Source organism: Rickettsia senegalensis (assembly GCF_056135685.1).
Genome location: NZ_JBVYTQ010000001.1, coordinates 1,102,698 through 1,120,251, shown reverse-complemented (window position 1 = coordinate 1,120,251; position 17,554 = coordinate 1,102,698). Strand labels below are relative to the sequence as shown.

The following is a 17,554-nucleotide window of genomic DNA, read 5'->3' as shown; positions in this document are numbered from 1 at the left end:
ACTTTCAGTTTCTTCTCGCAATGACGTACTAAAGAACACTATTTCTTAACAATATCTACATAATAGATTAGTTTATTAGTTCTTAAGACATTATCATCACGCTGTAATATTACATTACCGAGTAAAATAAGTTGTTTGTCATCAAAAAAATATTTAGCATTATCTGCAAGTAATAATTCATTATTTATTTTTCTTTCTACAGTCAATATGGTGGGAATAACTATATAATCAATAGTTTGTTTATCATCTATTGTTTTATAAAAAATATATAATTCTTTTGTTCTAAGTATTGCGTTATCGAAGTAAACAACAACATTTCCAAGATATTCTGCTTTTTGTTTGGTCCTATCAATAATTAAAGTATCAGATGTTATATGTAAATTTGAAATATTTTTATCATTAGCATATATAGATATACTAACAGTAAGAAATACTATAAGTTTAATAATCCGATAAATCGATGATTGTAGAGACATTGCCTTTAAAAATTATAATATTATTTTCATCCTTCGTATTAAAACTATCTGAAGTAATTGAAGAGTTTTTATAAAGTAATTTAGCAGAGGAGTTGCCGGTTATATTCTTATTTACTAAATCAATCCTTGCATCGTTAGTGTTAAATATGATCTCATCAAAAAAAAGTTTTACATCATTTTTTAAATCTAATATGTTTGATTCTTCATCTAAAAAGCCTTCTTTCGCATTGATAATAAGAGTTTGGTCTTGATTTACGTTATAAATAGCATTTATTATATCTAGTTTATATTTGTTATCCGACTCTTTTATAGCTCGCTCAGTTTTAATTTTATACGCATTTAAATTTTTATTTACTCCTTCAAAAATTGAATCTTTCAATATAATATTATATTTTAAATCAAAATTTTTAGTATCTTTTAAACTTTTCTTTGTAACGTTAATATCATTTTCTTCATTAATATAACCGCTTTTAATTAATATATATCCTATATACAAAATTCCAGCTATTATTAAAAGATATACAGATTTCCAAATTTTTTTTCGCCGTTTATAAGAAGAGGGCATAGATTTTAGCTAACTCCGATGCGTAGTAAATCATGAATATGAATAATACCCGTAATAACATTATCATCAACAATCGGTATATTAGTGATATTCTTGGCTTTCATTAAATTTAAAGCCTCTTTTGCAAATATTTCCGATGAGATATGAATAGGGTTTTTGGTCATAATGCTTGATGCTGTTTTTAAGTGAATTTGATCGTTAATATGACGACGTAAATCCCCGTCGGTTATAATCCCTATCAAATTTTGGTTTTTATCTGTGACAAGTGTACAACCTAAACGTTTTTTATTCATAATAATTATAGTTTCGGCAAAGGCAGTATCTTCATATACTAAAGGTATTTCATTCCCCTCACGCATTAGGTTTTTAATTTTTGTTAAATTAGCACCTATTGTACCTCCCGGATGATAAATTTTAAAATCATCTTTAGTAAAGCCTCGTTTTTCATGTATAACAGTCATTAAGGCATCACCTAGTGATAACATTATTAAAGATGATATAGTAGGAGCTCCAATTACAGAAGCTTCCGGATATTCAGGTACTATTAATAAAAAATCGCTTCTTTTAGCTAAAGTGGAATTTTTATTCATTGTCATTGCAGCAATTTTTATGGAAGAGTTCTTACAATATTCAATTATATTAAATAGCTCTTTAGTTTCACCGGAATTAGATAGCATAATTACTAGATCATTTCTCGTCACCATACCTAAATCGCCGTGACTTGCCTCTGCCGGATGTAAATAAAAAGCAGGCATACCGGTTGAAGAAAAGCTAGCAGCTATTTTTCTTGCAATATAACCGCTTTTGCCTATGCCGGTTAAAATTACCCGTCCTTTGAAAGATAGTAAAAATTCTATAATTTTGTTAAAGTCGTCAGGGATATTTTCGGATAATTTTTCTAAAGCACTTGCTTCACTAGAAATAACCCTCTTTGCGATGATTTGGTAATTATTTGTGTGGTTCATTTATTTACTGTCATACCGCGACTTGATCGCGGTATCCATTTAAAAATATTATTAGATACCGCGATCAAGTCGCGGTATGACACCGGATATACTATGACAACATCAATTAAAATACTTACGTTCCGTAATTGTTTCTTCTTTATCATTGTTAGAATCTTCATTCCAAGCTCGTTTTTTACTAGAATCACGTCGCTCAGGTTCTGAATTTTCCTTAGCATTATTAGCATTATTTTTTGGCTTTGGATTATTTGAAGATTTATCCTTATCGGTATTTTTAATAGTTAGTTTTGCTTTGCCTTTATTATCAAAGCCTATCAGCTTAACTTTTACTATATCGCCTTGTTTTAAAACACTGCTAACCGTTTCTATTCTTTCTTCTGAAATTTCACTAATATGAACAAAGCCGTCTTTATTACCTAAATAATTAATAAAAGCACCGGAATCTAACACTTTCATTACCGTACCGTTAAATATTTCTCCGATTTCAGGTTCAACGGCAATAACTTTAATTTTATCTAAAGCGACTTTTAGCTTATCTCTATCTGAAGCATAAACAGAAACCGTACCGTCATCGCTTATATCTATTTTAGCACCGCTAGTCTCACAAATTTCCTTTATTACTTTACCGCCAGGTCCTATAATATCTCTAATTTTATCCTTATCTATTTTTATAGTAGTAGTAGAAGGAGCATTTTTACTTAGTTCGCTATTTGGTTTATTAATAACTTTGTTCATTTGCTCAAGTATATGCAAACGACCGAGTCGTGCTTGCTCTAAAGCTACTTTCATTATTTTAAAATCTACTCCGGATATTTTGATATCCATTTGTAATGCGGTAATCCCTTCGCTAGTTCCTGCGACCTTAAAGTCCATATCACCGAAATAATCTTCATCTCCAAGAATGTCGGATAATACCGCAAATTTTTTGCCTTCCTTAACAAGCCCCATAGCAATACCCGCAACCGGTGCTTTTATCGGTACGCCGGCATACATTAAAGCAAGAGAACTACCGCAAACGGTTGCCATTGAAGAAGAACCGTTAGACTCCGTAGTTTCAGCAACTACTCTAATAGAATAAGGAAATTGTACTTTATTAGGTAATATTGGATTAATAGCGCGCCATGCGAGTTTACCGTGTCCGACTTCACGACGACTAGGTGCTTTCATCGGCATTGCTTCATTTACAGAGTAGGGCGGAAAGATATAATTAAGCATAAAACGCTCTTTATGCTCACCCTCTAAACTGTCAACTATCTGCTCATCTAAACTAGTACCGAATGTAGTACTAACTAAGCTTTGCGTTTCGCCTCTAGTAAATAAAGCTGAACCGTGTGCGGAAGGTAATAAACCTATTTCACAAGCAATTTGTCTTATATCCGTGGCACTTCTACCATCGATACGTCTATTTTTTTCTAAAATCTCGTTACGTAATATATCTGATTCAATAGATTTTAAAGCCGATTCGATTTGATAATTACTATATTTTTTATTCTCTATGTCGCTTACAAAATGTGTAAGAACTTTTTCAGGTATTAAATCTAAATTAGTACTACGTTCATGTTTAGATTTAATCGCAAAAGCTTGTTCGATTTCTTTTACAAATAACTTCTCAATTTCTTTCTTTAATGAGGCAGGATATAAATCTTGCATTTCAAGCTTTGGTTTTTTAGCTTCTTCTGCTAGTTCTTTAATTATCTTTATTACCGACTGGAAGCTTTCAAATCCAAATTTTACGGCTTCTAACATTTGTTCTTCAGCGAGTAAATGAGCTTCCGATTCAACCATCATTACTGAATCTGAAGTTCCTGCAACTACTAAATCAAGCTGACTTGTTTTTAATAATTCAAGTGTCGGATTTAAAACAAATTCACCATTGATTAAACCTACTTTACTTGCAGCAACTATTTCTAGATAAGGAGCAGGGGATAGGCTAAGGGCAGCCGATGCACCAATAATTGCAAGTATATCTACCGGAGTTTCAGGGTCATATGAAAGAACAGTACAAGTTACATGAGTTTCATTAACAAAAGCCGGATGAAATAACGGTCTAATCGGTCTATCTATTAAACGAGATACTAAAACTTCTCTATCTGATGCTTTTCCCTCACGTTTAAAAAATCCTCCGGGGATTTTACCGGCAGCATATGCCATTTCTCTATAATTAATAGTTAGAGGAAAAAAGCCAATACCTTCTTTTGCTTTTTTAGCTACTACTGCTGTACATAATAAAACGGAATTACCCATTTTTATCGTAACTGCTCCGTCAGCTTGCCTTGCTATCTTACCTGTACTAAGCTCAAGAACTTTCCCGTTCCATGTAACACTCTTAGTTATTTCGTTAAACATCTATTTATCTCATTTCATAATTTATATTTTTTGTATTCTATCCCGTCATTGCGAGAAGAATTACGTAGTAATTCGACGAAGCAATCTCAGGATATTTGACGAGATTGCCACGCAGCTTACGGCTGTTCGCAATGATGGGCTTTAGTATCCATGCGAGCAATGCCTGCTCGCAATGACGGTTATTTAGCTACTTAATCTTTCTAATTCCTAGCTTACTTATTAAATCTAAATATTCGCTAATATTATTCTTTTTAATATAGTTAAGTAATCTACGACGGCGTCCGACTAAAATTAATAATCCACGTCTTGAAGTATGATCTTTATGGTTAGATTTAAAATGCTCGGTTAAATTGTTGATTCTTTCAGTTAAGATAGCACATTGCACCGCACATGAACCGGTATCATTTTCCGTTATAGCATATTCTTTAATTAATTGTTGTTTACGTTCTGTAGTAATCGACATCGATAATTTCTCCTTAAATTGTTATAATAAATTAAATACTCGTAAAGAATTAAAGCAACCCTTATTTAAGCTACCTATTGCAAGCAGATTTCCCTTATAGCGAACCCATAAAAGACTAACAGACATCTTCCCAAACTCTACTTCTAGAGGTAATTTGGAAAGATGCCTAAAATCTTCTTCATAATCAAATTGGCATTTCTGCCCATATCTGATTTTTTGTGCTTGGCTGTCAGTTGCATCAAGAACCAGGATGTCGTCCAGTATTGCTTCTATCTTTATACTTTTTTCCTCTAGGAAATTTTTGGTAATTTCGTCAGGTGATTTAATTCGGAGAGCATTTTCTTCTTTAAATATTCCAACCTGAGTACGGCGTAATTCTATCACAAATCCTAAACTTTGCAAGGACAATGCCAAATCTTCTGCTAAAGTCCTTATATAAGTACCTCTTGAGCATTCCGTATAGTATGTAGCGGTAGCATTTTTCTCATCAAAATTTAAACATTTTAAATTATAAATAGTTATATTTCTTGGCTTTAATTCTACTTCTTTCCCCTCTCTAGCCAATTTATAAGCCCTTACACCGTTAACTTTAAGAGCAGCAAAAGCCGGCGGTATTTGTATTACGTTACCGATAAATTTAGAACATACGTTATAAGCCTCTTCTTGAGAAGGGATATAATCTTTCGTTGCTATTACGGTGCCGGCATAATCGCCACTATCGGTTTTCATTCCGAATTTTACAGTAAAAATATAGGTTTTTCTAGCATCAATTAGCAGTTGTATTAGCTTTGTAGCTTCACCTACGGCAAGTGGTAGTATCCCTTCTGCTTCAACATCTAAAGTACCGGCATGTCCTATCTTAGCTTCTTTACCGAGTATTTTTTTTACCATGCTAACCAGTTTAGCAGAACTTATACCTCTTGGTTTATAAATATTTAACCAATAACTATTCATTAATATATTACCATAAAATGAAGGGTTGATAAGTTGAAACTTTTCGTCATTGCGAGAAGAGATTGTCGCGTGGATCAATTTCACCACTGTCATCCCGTAGCTTGACCACGGGATCCAGTTAAAATACTAAAATTATTAGTATTTGTTTATTATTTTTTGGACCTCGTGGTCAAGCCACGGGGTGACACAGTGGATTTTACCAGTCCACGCAACAATGCCTTGCGAGAAGAATTACGAAGTAATTGACGAAGCAATCCAGTAAAAAAATGCTAATTTTAGCATTTTTTATTAATTTTTCTGGATTGCCACATGAACTAAAGTTCGCTCGCAATGACGATATCAACTCTTTTTAGTTAATACCTCAAATTAAACGAGTATATCCTTGACTTAAGTTTAGAAAATCTTTAATATGTAATTCTAGCCAATAGCAAGATATAGGTTAGACCAAATAATGACGATTAACTCCAGTAATATAGAAAATCCTCCCTCTAAAATCAATAGCCGTTTTTCCAAACTTACCGATTATATCTGGCCTATAAAACGCCACGAAGTTTCTAAATTTTTATTCATCACCTTATTAATGTTCTGTATTTTATTTATCCAAAATCTAATCAGAGCTTTAAAAGATAGTATTGTTACTACTATGATAGGTGCCGAGACTATCTCATTTTTGAAGTTTTGGGGAGTGATGCCGTCGGCTTTCTTAATGACTGCTATCTATGTAAAACTCGTTAATAGGATGAAAGCAGAGAATATATTTTATCTTATTATATCAATTTTTTTGGCATTCTTTGCACTATTTGCTTATGTTATTTTTCCAAATCATGAAATACTGCATTTAAGCTCTGTAACCGTTCAAAATTTAACTGCAAATTTACCTAATTTAAAATGGTTTATATTGCTTTTATCAAAATGGAGTTTTTCGCTATTTTATATAATTGCTGAATTATGGCCAAACGTAGTTTTTGCATTACTTTTTTGGCAGTTTGTTAATAACATTACTATAGTGGAAGAATCTAAAAGATTTTATCCGTTATTCGGTCTACTTAGTCAAACAGGTATTTATTTAGCAGGGCAGTTTTTAGAGAATCTAAGTAATATTAATGATTACGTAACTAATAAATTTGCATTGCAATCGTCTTTTCATACACTTTCTATACAAATTATTCTAACTATAGTACTAATTTTAGGCATAATAGCTATTAAAACTTTTTGGCTGCTTAATCATAAAGTACTAGATAAAGAGCATATGGCGTTACTCAAATTTAAAGCAAAGAAAAAATCTATGACTATTGCCGAAAGTTTTCAGATGATTCTATCGTCAAGACATATTAGATTAATTGCAACTTTACTTATCTGCTATGGCATTGCCATTAATTTAGTAGAAGGTCCTTGGAAAGCAGCAGCTACTAAAATTTATAAAACTCCAACCGAATATGCAGCTTTTATAGGAAGTTATTTGAGCTACACCGGAGTATTTACTATTTTATTTGTCGTACTTGGTTCAAATATAGTTAGAAGACTTGGCTGGTTTACGGCGGCTGTTATCACACCTTTAATAGTGTTTATTACCGGTATATTATTTTTTGCTGTTAATAACTTTGAAGGATTTGCCGGCTTAATAATAGCAAATTTTATTCTAACCGATCCGGCTTTAATTGCTATAACAATAGGTGCTATTCAAAATGTGCTTAGTAAATCAAGTAAATATACCTTATTTGATTCAACAAAAGAAATGGCTTATGTTCCTTTAGATCCGGAAATAAAAATAAAAGGTAAAGCTGCTGCCGACGTGATAGGTACAAAACTCGGTAAATCCGGTAGTGCATTTTTACAATCATTAGTATTTATAATATTACCTTCCGCTAGTTATCAATCTATTTCCATCTGTTTAATGATTATATTTATAATTACTTGCTTAACTTGGCTTTGGGCAACTAAAGAACTCAATAAAGAATATAAAAATTCTATTAAATTTTCTCAATAATAATATCAGTTTTTTCTTGATATTACTAAAATCTCTATATACTATCTTTGACAGTATAACACAAACTGCTATTTATGTCATTCCTGCGAAAGCAGAAATCCATCATAAAGCAAGATAAATCGAGCTTTTAATTTTAAAATCTAATGTGTTAAGATCTTTTAGTGTCTGGATTCTCGCTTTCGCGGGAATGACATAAAGGGCAAAGCTCAACGTAACAACATAGGCTTGACTACGCATTACTTACAGTTTGTGCTAATTAATTTTTGGTTAAATTGGAGGTTTTATGAGTAAAGATAGTGATAATCCTGGATATGAAAGTGGATATGAGTCAGGCACCGAAGAAAAAAAACAAGAGCAAGCTATTCCTGCTCAACCCATTAGTAGTACTGCAAATAAAGACGGTAACCCCGATACAAGTGCGTTTGATCCTTTAAATAGAGAATTTACAGAAGAAGAAAAACAGCAACAAATGAAACAAGGACAAGAATTTTTTTCTCAACCTACACTAGATACAGCTGATGATGGTTTTAGCTTTACTCCTGCATCTTCTACTCAATCTACTCCTTCAATCAGCGGCTTATCGGGCAGTATTTCCTCTGACGGTCAGACATCAGACCCAATAACCGAGGCTATCAGAAAAGAAATTCTAGAGAAGCAGCGTGATATATTAAGAGAATATTTTGCCAATGCAAATCCGGAATTAGCTGAACAAATAGCAAAAGAAGAAGAAGATAGAAAATTCCGTGCTTTTTTGAGTAACCAAGATAATCAAGGATTAATTAATAATGCTTTTGAAGATTCAGATACGAAAAAGAAGCTAGAAGCAGTAGAAATAGCCGGTTATAAAAATGTTCACTCAACATATAGTGCCGCTAATGGATATCAGGGTGGATTTAAGCCGGTACAGTGGGAAAACCAAATAAGTGCAAGCGATCTTAGAGCCACGGTAGTTAGAAATGATGCAGGCGATGAACTCTGTACCTTAAATGAAGAAACTGTTAAAACTAAGCCTTTTACTGTAGCTAAACAAGACGGTACTCAAGTTCAAATTAGTTCATATAGAGAAATAGATTTTCCTATAAAACTTGATAAAGCCGATGGGTCAATGCACTTATCGATGGTAGCATTAAAAGCTGATGGCACAAAACCCTCTAAAGATAAAGCAGTATATTTCACTGCTCACTACGAAGAAGGACCAAACGGTAAACCTCAACTTAAAGAAATAAGCTCACCGAAACCTTTAAAATTTGCCGGAGACGGACCGGATGCGGTAGCTTATATTGAGCATGGCGGAGAAATTTATACACTTGCGGTAACACGCGGTAAATATAAAGAAATGATGAGAGAGGTAGAACTAAACCAAGGGCAGAGCGTTGATTTATCACAAACTATAGCTGAAGATTTAACAAAGGTACAAGGTCGATCTCAGGAAACACCGCAACCAATAATAACTCCGAATCAAGAATTAAAATCATCTATTGAAACGCCCACTACTACACAAGTACCGCCAATTACTCCTGCTAACCAACCACTGCAACCTGAGACTTCACAAATGCCACAGCCGCAACAAGTGAATCCAAACCTCCTTAATGCAGCTACGGCTTTATCAACCAGTATGCAAGATTTATTAAATTATGTAAATGCAGGTTTAACAAAAGAAAAAGATGGTAATAAACAAATTGATTTAATTAACGAAGCAGCCACGGCAATTCTTAATAATGAGAAAAGTGATATTGCTGAAAAGCAGGCTAATATCATTGCTTTAACTGAAAATACGGTCAATAATCACGACCTCACACCGGATACAAAAGTAGCTGGAGTAAATTCGGTATTAGAAACCATAAAAAATGATCAGAATACTTCAGACCTAGAAAAATCAAAAATGCTTGAAGCTACAGTAGCTATAGCTTTAAATTCAGAGAATCTTGAACCGAAGCAAAAACAGCAGATGTTAGAAAAGGCAGTAGATGTCGGTTTAAGTCTTAAAGATGATGCAAGTAGAGCTACGGCAATTGACGGTATTACGCATGCTGTAATAAAAAGTAACCTTTCTACTGAAGATAAAGGTACAATGCTTATAGCAGTAGGTGATAAGGTTAATGCCTCTGAATTAAGCAATGCGGCAAAACAAAAATTATTAGGTTCTGTATTAAAGCAAGGTGTAGAAGCCCAAATTCTCAGTCCGGAACAACAACAATTGATGCAGCAGAATTTAGATAAGATTACAGCAGAACAAACTAAAAATGCTCAAATAACAGAGGTACAAGGTATTTTAGCTAACCCTGCATTTAATACTATCGCTAAAACTGAGGCAATACAAAATGTTACTACAAAGGTTTTAGATAGTCCGATTAAAGCAGAAATAAAAGGCGAAACGCTCGAAAGTATTACTAAGGTAGTTGCTGAGAGTCCTTTGAACGGTCAAGATAAAGCAGACATTGTTAAAGGTATGGGAGAAGCTATAGTTAGTCATAAAACTATGGCACCTACAGCAAAAATTTCTGCTATAGAATCCGTAGAAAAAGGGGTAGCCGAAAGTATAACAGATTTGGAAGATAAAAAGTTCATGACTAAAGGGTTAGTAGAGGGTATTTATGAAGGCAAAGCAAATCCTGAAATAACTTCTGAAATGACTAAAGCTGTTTCTAGAGGGATTGATAAGAGTACTGCTATACCGGAAGATAAACAAGCTCTTAAAGATGCAGCGAGTGAGGCAGCTTTAGATAGAGAAACTCAAGATTTAACTGAAGGGTTAAAAGGACAGAATTTAGAAGAACCTAAGCCTCGTGATGATATATATAACAAAGCCCAAGATGTAGCGGATGCATTAAAAAATGTTATTAAGCCTGTTTTAGATGCTCATCCTGAAAAACGTGAAGTCTCAGAAGAAGTTGTGAAAAAAACTTCCAGTATATTAAATGATATCTCTAAGCTTGCAATTGAGAAAGTCAATCATTTTCGTGCTATGCTCTCTCCGGATGGTAATCTTAAAACTCTTGAAGAAAAAAAAGCTGAATCAACAAAAAAAGTAGATGAGTTGGTAAAGGAATTTGGTACTAAATCTTCTACTGAAGAACAGCAAAGTTTTATTAAAGCTAATTTAATTGATGGTAAAACTTTATCTAAAGAGATACGTTTACAAACTATAGATAAGTTATTACAAGAACAAGCGCAAAAACGAGCAGAAGCAATTGAAAACCCTAATGTTAAAACGGAAGATGTAAGGGTAGTATCAGGACAGTCTGAATTAAAACCTATAAGTAAAGATGAGCCGGATATTGAAAAAGCTAAAATGGTAGTAGGAAGAGATAAAGTTAATATCAAAGATAATATAAAAATTATGGGAGCATTAATGAATGCAAGAGATAGCATTATTCAGTCGGAAAATTTAAATAAATCAACACCTATTAAAAGAGAGTCTTCCTTTCCGCCACGCTAATCAAGATTTGTATGCTGTATGTTATAAAGGCAAGCAATGTCATTCCTAGCTAAAAGCGGGAATCTAGTAAAACATATAAAAACTAAGTTTTTATATGTTTATGTTATCAAATATGTAAATTCTGTATCTATATTAAAGTTATTTTCGGATTCCCGCTTCCGCGGGAATGACATAAATGATATCAAAACATAATCAGGAGATCAGCGTGCCTTTATGCGTTAGTTTTTAGCTTATCTTTTCCGGCTAAACATTTTACTAGATTATTAACAGCTTGTTGTTCTTCCGTGCTATTAATTTTCATAAAATTTCTTGAAACTTCAATGCACATACGTTGATGTTGAGTATGTATAGGCTGCGGTTTATTAGCTTCTTCTAAACCTTCAAAGAAATAATCAATATTCCTATCTAAAGCTTCTGCGATTAGCACTAGCCTTCCTACAGAAATTCTATTAATCGCTTTTTCGTATTTTTGTAATTGTTGATGAGTAACATCAATTACTTCAGCAAGTTGTTGACGAGACAACCCCTTAGCTAATCTTAAAGAATAAATTTTCTTACCGATAAAACTATCGATTTTTTGTATAATATCGTTTTTTCTACCCATTATCTTCTCCTTAGTTACTAATTATGTCTATATTTAAAAATTTTCTTTGAACAAAAATGATATTATCCTATATTATTATAAAACATGTGGTTATTAATAATTTTATACCATTAAACTTATCCAATTGTAAGTAGAAATAATACCATAAATTAATATTATAAGCAACTATAAAATAACATTTTTTAAGTTTTTTGTAATCATTTGTTAAATAATTATTAAAGAATCGTGCAATATTATTTCTTATCAAATAAAAATATCATAAGAGCTTTAAAATTATTTTAAAGATAAAATATGAATATCTTATGTTTTAAAAACTTATTTACTGAGGTATAAATTACAATTTATAAAAAAATAAAATTTTGGTGTATTATAGAAAAATATAAAACTAATGCAAGGGAAAATTTCATTTCTATATCAATATTTCAAATCAAAGATAAAATATAGTTTCATTTAAATTATAAATTAATTATTTACAGCGAACTTATTTAAGGTTAAATATAAATTAATAATAACAACTAAAGCTTATAATGAGAAAAATTTTTAATTGTCTTTACGTAGCCTTATTTAGAACAATAGAAGATGATGGCGTTGAACATTCGGGATATATGTCATTCATGATACTTTTATCTATTTTCCCTTTCCTAGTATTCTTATTAGCTTTAACAAGCTTTTTAGGAGCTTCAGAACTTGGTCAAAATTTTATACAAATTTTTCTAGAGAGTCTTCCGGAACAAGCAACGGAATCAATAGAAAAGAGAATACGAGAATTACTAAGTTCTCCTCCTCAAAGTTTAATGAATCTTGCCATAGTAGGCAGTATTTGGACTGCTTCTTCTTTTGTAGAATGTTTAAGGACTATTTTAAATCGTGTATATCAAATAAAATCTCCCCCCCCTTATATAAGAAGAAGATTACTTAGTATTATACAGTTTCTTATAATTAGTGCCTTGATTACCTTTACTATGTTTCTTTTAGTGGTAATTCCAATATTATTTACAAAAATTCCGATAATATTAGAGACTATTGAAAAATATAAGATCGTTTTAAATTTTATAAGATATTCTTTAATTTTAATTTTATTATTTTTAGGTGCCTCATCTTTGTATTATATATTACCTAATGTAAAACTAAATTTTATTGATGTATTTCCAGGGGCTTTATTAACTGTAATATTATGGGTAATAAGCGGCTATTTGCTTTCAACATATATAGTCTATTATAATCAACTAAATCTAATGTATGGTTCCCTTGGTAGTATAATAGTTACATTAATATTCTTCTATATTATAAATATGATATTTATCTATGGTGCGGAATTTAATTATCTAATGAAAAATTATGAAAATATAGAGTGAAGTGCGACTTAAAGTGCTTCATAAGTATTTAGTTTTACAAAAATAAAATAATTAATTGAAACAATTTCGGTAGTTTTGTATTTAAAACTTTATATCAATCTTTATTTTAGTTGTAAAAAACAATTATTTTTTAGTTTTTAGGTTTTATGAACAAAATACAATTTATTTAAAAAAGTCCGATTTAAATAACATAAAGCTCTCCTGAGATGATGTCGGTAATGGAGTTAAATTATATTGTGGATCGAAAGCGTTCCCGTAAATCTTTTCTATTTTTTGGAGCGAACTTGGAGATTTTAAAGCCAACAATATTGACTTTAAAATAGTAAAAATTGCTATATATGGATCGGTTTCGGGAGAAGATAAGCGATGTTCTAAACGTTTTGGAAAAGAATTTGGAGTTCGTACGGCTACGCTTCTATTATTTCCACCGTATGATATATGCGTAGGAGCCATAAATTTTTTATTTATCCGTGAATAATCTAGAGTAGTCGGCATAAAAGCAAGCAGGGTGTCTAACATATAGTGACATAACCCTTGTGCTGCTAAAATTATATAATAATCGTTGAACTCGGAATTAAAATTAATATGAAAATGCATACTATTACCATAATCATCCAAAAACGGCTTAGGAGAAAAATCTATATAACCGTTTAACTGCTGTGCCATTTTTTTTAAAATAGTTTTAACCTCTAATATATTTTTTATATATTGTATTAGGTTTGTAGAAGGAGGGAGATCTATTTCAAATTGGTTATTGCCTTTTTCTTTTTTTATTTTAGAAATTTTAAATCTAGTTAAGTATTTTCTTGAAAGTATTTCAAATTTAGCTATATCAATATTGCGACTTAAATAAAACTCTAGTTCTACGCCGATAATAGGAATTAGGTTATAGTCTTGGTGAAATTGTGCTATTATTTTTTCCAGTTGTTTATTTTTTTGTAAACGATTGGATAAAGTATTAATAAAACTATTATAATTAATATGGGGTATTTTCATGGAAGGATTAATAAACGAATCAGTTTATTATAAAATTTTTGATAAAACATTCAATAATTCTAGTCATAGATATATAAAAAAAAATAACTCTATAAATGAAACAGAAATAGTTGAAAACAAAAAATCTATTACTACTTATTTTAAAGCACAAGATATTTTAATTTTAAACCAAGTACATAGCAATCAAATTATTAATGCTGATGAGTCCATAATAGCAGTACCTGAAGCAGATGGAGGCATTACAACTAAGAAAAATTTAGTATTAGCGGTACAATCGGCAGATTGTGTACCGGTATTACTTGCAAGCGGCGATGGTAAAATAATCGGAGCGGCACATGCAGGTTGGAAAGGAAGTATAAATAATATTATTAGTAATATAGTTACTAAAATGACAGAAAAAGGAGCAAAGAATTTAATAGCAGTGATAGGTCCTGCTATAGCTCAAAGTTCATATGAAGTTGATGATGAATATTATAAAGCTTTCTTAAGTAAGGATATTAACAATAAACAGTTTTTTATAAACTCAATAAAAGAAAATCATTATATGTTTGATTTACCTGCTTTTGTAGAGTTAAAACTTAAAGAATCAGGCGTTAAAGATATAAAAAATATTACTGAAGATACTTATACAAATCCGTTAAAATACCCAAGTAAAAGACGCTCATATCATTTGCAAGAACCTTATAATCAGAATATATTATCAGCTATAGTCATTAAATAACAGTATTGTTAAATAAGGCTACGTCATTGCGAGCGACTAAAAGGAGCATGGCAATCTCAGGACTTTGGCACGAGATTGCTTAGTCAAAACTTGCAGCTTTTCCTCGCAATGACGATATCTATCTTTATTTAACAATGCAAAAATAACTCTTCATTTATCCGGAGTATATTAATGAATCAAGAGAAACATTACTATCAAATAGTTTATGCACCAAACGATATTTTTAAAAAACAAGCAGAATATATAGACATTATTGATGATAATATTCGTACTATTGTCGATAAAATGCTTCAGACTTTAAATATAGAAAGGGCAGTGGGCCTCGGTGCTAATATGGTAGGAATATTAAAACGTATAGCAGTAGTTGACCTACATGAAAATAATAAATCATCGCCTATAGTTTTTATTAATCCGGAAATAACTTATTTTTCGGAAGAAAAACAAACTTTTATTGAAGGTTCTTTATCATTTCCAGGCATTGAAGCATCTATTACACGATCAAAAGCAATCAAGGTAAAATATCTTGATTATAACGGTAATAAGCAAGAGCTAGAAGCAGAAGGCTTTTTAGCAACTGTAATTCAGCATGAAATAGATTATTTAAACGGCAAAACTTTCCTAGATTATGTATCAAAACTTAAGCGTGATACACTCCTTAAAAAGATGCTAAAGCATATCAAACTCCATCCTCCACATATTCACGGTAGCGGTTGTCGGCATTAGGCTGTAATATCTAAAAATATCAATAATTTAATTTTCCGCACGCAGAGCCTAAAGTTTTTGACATTTGAATTTAAAATATGTTATAATTAACTAGTTAATTATATGAAAAACGCAATTACAGCCTTTGATGCTAAAACACATTTTGCTAAGTTATTAGACCGTGCTAGTAAAGGCGAAGGGTCATGCCCCCATATTGCAGTTATGCCTATTAAAAAGCTATACGTTCAATAAGAGTACCAATAACCTTATCATGAATATCCAATGACTTGGAAAAGCAGATTGTCTTACGTGCAAGCCTCTTGCATCTCGTTCTAAGGTTCAAGTTACTTCGTTCTATCCGTTGAGTGTATTTTTTACTGATAATATGCTTTTTAGGGTCTAATAACCTAGCATAACTCCCCCATCCATCTGTATAGTAAAAAGTCACCTTGAAATTCTCTAGTTTTTTCAGTAATGATTCTAATGTGCTATCACATCTTGTACCAAACGTATAAGCAACTACTTTTAACGAAATCTTATCCAAGGCATACCAAAGCCATCGTTGTATGGATTTATTCTGTACATAAGACCATTGTTCATCTATCTCAGGAGCAATAATTACTTCTGTTGTACTGATAGAATGATTTATTGTTTTTTAATACTAGATTTTTTTAAAACACGGATAACTGTATTGATACCCACTTTTAATACTCTTACTGTATCTCTAACTCCAGAGCCGTTGATTGACATTTCTACTATTTGCTCCTTAACTCCAGGCTTAGATGCATTATTAATATACTCCAATTGAAAATATCGATTACACCGCTTGCATTGATATCTCTGTTGTTTTGAAATTGAATATCCTGACTTTATTACTTCTTCTGTGTTGTTACAATATCTACACTTAACATCTATTTTTGCCATAACTCCTTAACTATAATTCTCTCTTATTACTGTTTGAGGATTATAGACTATTTACTCTAAACTGCAATACGGAGGCACGACCCAACGCCACCAGGCAATTTATACTTTAAAAGATATTTACATCAAAGTTGATCAAATAACTCTAGAGCACACATGGTTTGAAACAATGGATTTAGCGTTGCAGTATGGATTAACACTTTATGATGCTAGCTATTTAGAGTTAGCATTACGCTGTGGGTTACCAATAGCAACCCTTGATAAATCCTTAAAACAAGCAAGTAAAGCTGCCGGGATAGTAGTGTTGTGATTACATCTTTACAAGTCGTAGCCAAGCATCCCAATCACGTTTACCTAAATCTTCTTCAAATGATAATAAGTCTTTTACTGTCTGAGTACATATTTCTATGGAAGGAATTATAAGTTCTTGTTCTTTTGTAGAATTTAGCAAACATTGCGTTTTACAAGCTTGTTCTAAATGGTAAGTATAAAACATAGCTTCATGAATAGTTTTGCCGCAGGTAATAGCACCGTGATTACGAAGTAACATCACGTAATTTTGCTTAAGGTCATTAACGAGCCTACTACTTTGCTTGTCAGCATCTAGCACTAGAGAATTATAATCGTGATATGATATTCTGTCGTAAAAGTGTAATGCCCATTGACTGAGAGGTAAAAGCCTGCATTTTAAAGCAGAAACTGCTATGCTTGCGGGAGTATGATAATGAAAAACGGCAGAAATATCAGGGCGTGCTTTATAAATACTACCATGAATAAAGTAACCGGTTTTATTATATTGATATTCTTCCCCTTCTAAAATTTTTCCATCTAAACTAACTTTTAAAAGATTCTCTGTAGTTACTTCTTCAAACCTTAGTCCAAAAGGATAAATATAGTAAAAATCGGCATTTTTAGGTCTTGCGGATAGATGCGTGTAAGTATGATCATCCAGCGATAAATACGCCATTATTCGGTAAGCGGCAGCTAAATTATATTTTATATTCATTATTATTAAAATCTATATTGAAAAGTTGTCATTGCGAGGAGTTTCGTTAGCAAC

15 protein-coding genes and 1 pseudogene are annotated in these 17,554 nt (G+C 31.8%); 6 read left to right on the top strand and 10 right to left on the bottom strand.

The window, feature by feature from the left end:
- Window positions 1-38: 38 nt before the first annotated feature.
- From AC0ODJ_RS06165 to truB, 6 genes are all read right to left on the bottom strand, one after another.
- On the bottom strand, window positions 39-476 hold the full coding sequence (locus AC0ODJ_RS06165) for an LptA/OstA family protein (RefSeq protein ID WP_218460677.1): 438 nt from the start codon (window positions 474-476) through the stop codon (window positions 39-41).
- Window positions 442-1,041, bottom strand: coding sequence for an LPS export ABC transporter periplasmic protein LptC (gene lptC / locus AC0ODJ_RS06160; RefSeq protein ID WP_474465391.1), 600 nt, complete (start codon window positions 1,039-1,041; stop codon window positions 442-444). Before lptC ends, AC0ODJ_RS06165 begins: the two co-directional genes overlap by 35 nt.
- A 5-nt stretch (window positions 1,042-1,046) precedes the next feature.
- The gene (locus AC0ODJ_RS06155) at window positions 1,047-2,006 is read right to left on the bottom strand and encodes a KpsF/GutQ family sugar-phosphate isomerase (RefSeq protein ID WP_218460679.1); all 960 of its coding nucleotides are present in this window, start codon (window positions 2,004-2,006) and stop codon (window positions 1,047-1,049) included.
- A gap of 102 nt (window positions 2,007-2,108) precedes the next feature.
- Window positions 2,109-4,352 carry a polyribonucleotide nucleotidyltransferase gene (pnp, locus tag AC0ODJ_RS06150; protein ID WP_474465388.1) on the bottom strand — a complete coding sequence of 748 codons (2,244 nt, stop codon included), beginning with the start codon at window positions 4,350-4,352 and terminating at the stop codon, window positions 2,109-2,111.
- A 187-nt stretch (window positions 4,353-4,539) separates the two neighbouring features.
- Window positions 4,540-4,815 (bottom strand): 30S ribosomal protein S15, encoded by a 276-nt coding sequence (gene rpsO, locus AC0ODJ_RS06145; RefSeq protein WP_218460681.1) that lies wholly within the window; start codon window positions 4,813-4,815, stop codon window positions 4,540-4,542.
- A 21-nt stretch (window positions 4,816-4,836) separates the two neighbouring features.
- Entirely contained in the window at window positions 4,837-5,769 is a 933-nt protein-coding gene (gene truB, locus AC0ODJ_RS06140) for a tRNA pseudouridine(55) synthase TruB (protein ID WP_474465804.1), read from the bottom strand.
- A gap of 451 nt (window positions 5,770-6,220) precedes the next feature.
- Here truB and tlc4 point away from each other — a divergent pair, with 451 nt between their 5' ends.
- On the top strand, window positions 6,221-7,756 hold the full coding sequence (tlc4, locus tag AC0ODJ_RS06135; RefSeq protein ID WP_218460599.1) for an NTP/NDP exchange transporter Tlc4: 1,536 nt from the start codon (window positions 6,221-6,223) through the stop codon (window positions 7,754-7,756).
- A gap of 283 nt (window positions 7,757-8,039) precedes the next feature.
- On the top strand, window positions 8,040-11,195 hold the full coding sequence (locus AC0ODJ_RS06130) for a Sca4 family spreading effector (protein WP_474465383.1): 3,156 nt from the start codon (window positions 8,040-8,042) through the stop codon (window positions 11,193-11,195).
- Window positions 11,196-11,406: 211 nt separating this feature from the next.
- Here the strand turns inward: AC0ODJ_RS06130 and AC0ODJ_RS06125 are convergent, their stop codons facing one another.
- Window positions 11,407-11,799 (bottom strand): helix-turn-helix domain-containing protein, encoded by a 393-nt coding sequence (locus AC0ODJ_RS06125; protein WP_218460601.1) that lies wholly within the window; start codon window positions 11,797-11,799, stop codon window positions 11,407-11,409.
- A 527-nt stretch (window positions 11,800-12,326) separates the two neighbouring features.
- Between AC0ODJ_RS06125 and AC0ODJ_RS06120 the strand changes: the two genes are divergently transcribed.
- Window positions 12,327-13,154, top strand: coding sequence for a YihY/virulence factor BrkB family protein (locus AC0ODJ_RS06120; protein WP_218460602.1), 828 nt, complete (start codon window positions 12,327-12,329; stop codon window positions 13,152-13,154).
- A gap of 162 nt (window positions 13,155-13,316) precedes the next feature.
- Here the strand turns inward: AC0ODJ_RS06120 and AC0ODJ_RS06115 are convergent, their stop codons facing one another.
- A complete protein-coding gene (locus tag AC0ODJ_RS06115) occupies window positions 13,317-14,150 on the bottom strand; it encodes a type I glutamate--ammonia ligase (RefSeq protein WP_218460603.1) in 834 nt (277 codons plus the stop codon).
- On the opposite strand from AC0ODJ_RS06115, the gene pgeF reads away from it, so the two are divergent.
- Together pgeF and def are read left to right on the top strand one after the other, a co-directional pair.
- The gene (gene pgeF, locus AC0ODJ_RS06110; RefSeq protein WP_218460604.1) at window positions 14,149-14,871 is read left to right on the top strand and encodes a peptidoglycan editing factor PgeF; all 723 of its coding nucleotides are present in this window, start codon (window positions 14,149-14,151) and stop codon (window positions 14,869-14,871) included. The genes AC0ODJ_RS06115 and pgeF overlap by 2 nt on opposite strands.
- 171 nt (window positions 14,872-15,042) lie before the next feature.
- Window positions 15,043-15,594 carry a peptide deformylase gene (gene def, locus AC0ODJ_RS06105; RefSeq protein ID WP_218460605.1) on the top strand — a complete coding sequence of 184 codons (552 nt, stop codon included), beginning with the start codon at window positions 15,043-15,045 and terminating at the stop codon, window positions 15,592-15,594.
- 208 nt (window positions 15,595-15,802) lie between these two features.
- Here the strand turns inward: def and AC0ODJ_RS06100 are convergent.
- A protein-coding gene (locus tag AC0ODJ_RS06100) for an IS1 family transposase (protein WP_474464353.1) occupies window positions 15,803-16,497 on the bottom strand; the annotation gives its coding sequence in 2 pieces (ribosomal slippage) (window positions 15,803-16,224 and window positions 16,224-16,497; 696 coding nt in all).
- An 82-nt stretch (window positions 16,498-16,579) separates the two neighbouring features.
- On the opposite strand from AC0ODJ_RS06100, the pseudogene AC0ODJ_RS06095 reads away from it, so the two are divergent.
- Window positions 16,580-16,804: pseudogene (locus tag AC0ODJ_RS06095) on the top strand (type II toxin-antitoxin system VapC family toxin); the annotation flags it as partial.
- Here the strand turns inward: AC0ODJ_RS06095 and AC0ODJ_RS06090 are convergent.
- Entirely contained in the window at window positions 16,805-17,500 is a 696-nt protein-coding gene (locus AC0ODJ_RS06090; RefSeq protein WP_218460592.1) for a class II aldolase/adducin family protein, read from the bottom strand.
- Between the last annotated feature and the right edge of the window lie 54 nt (window positions 17,501-17,554).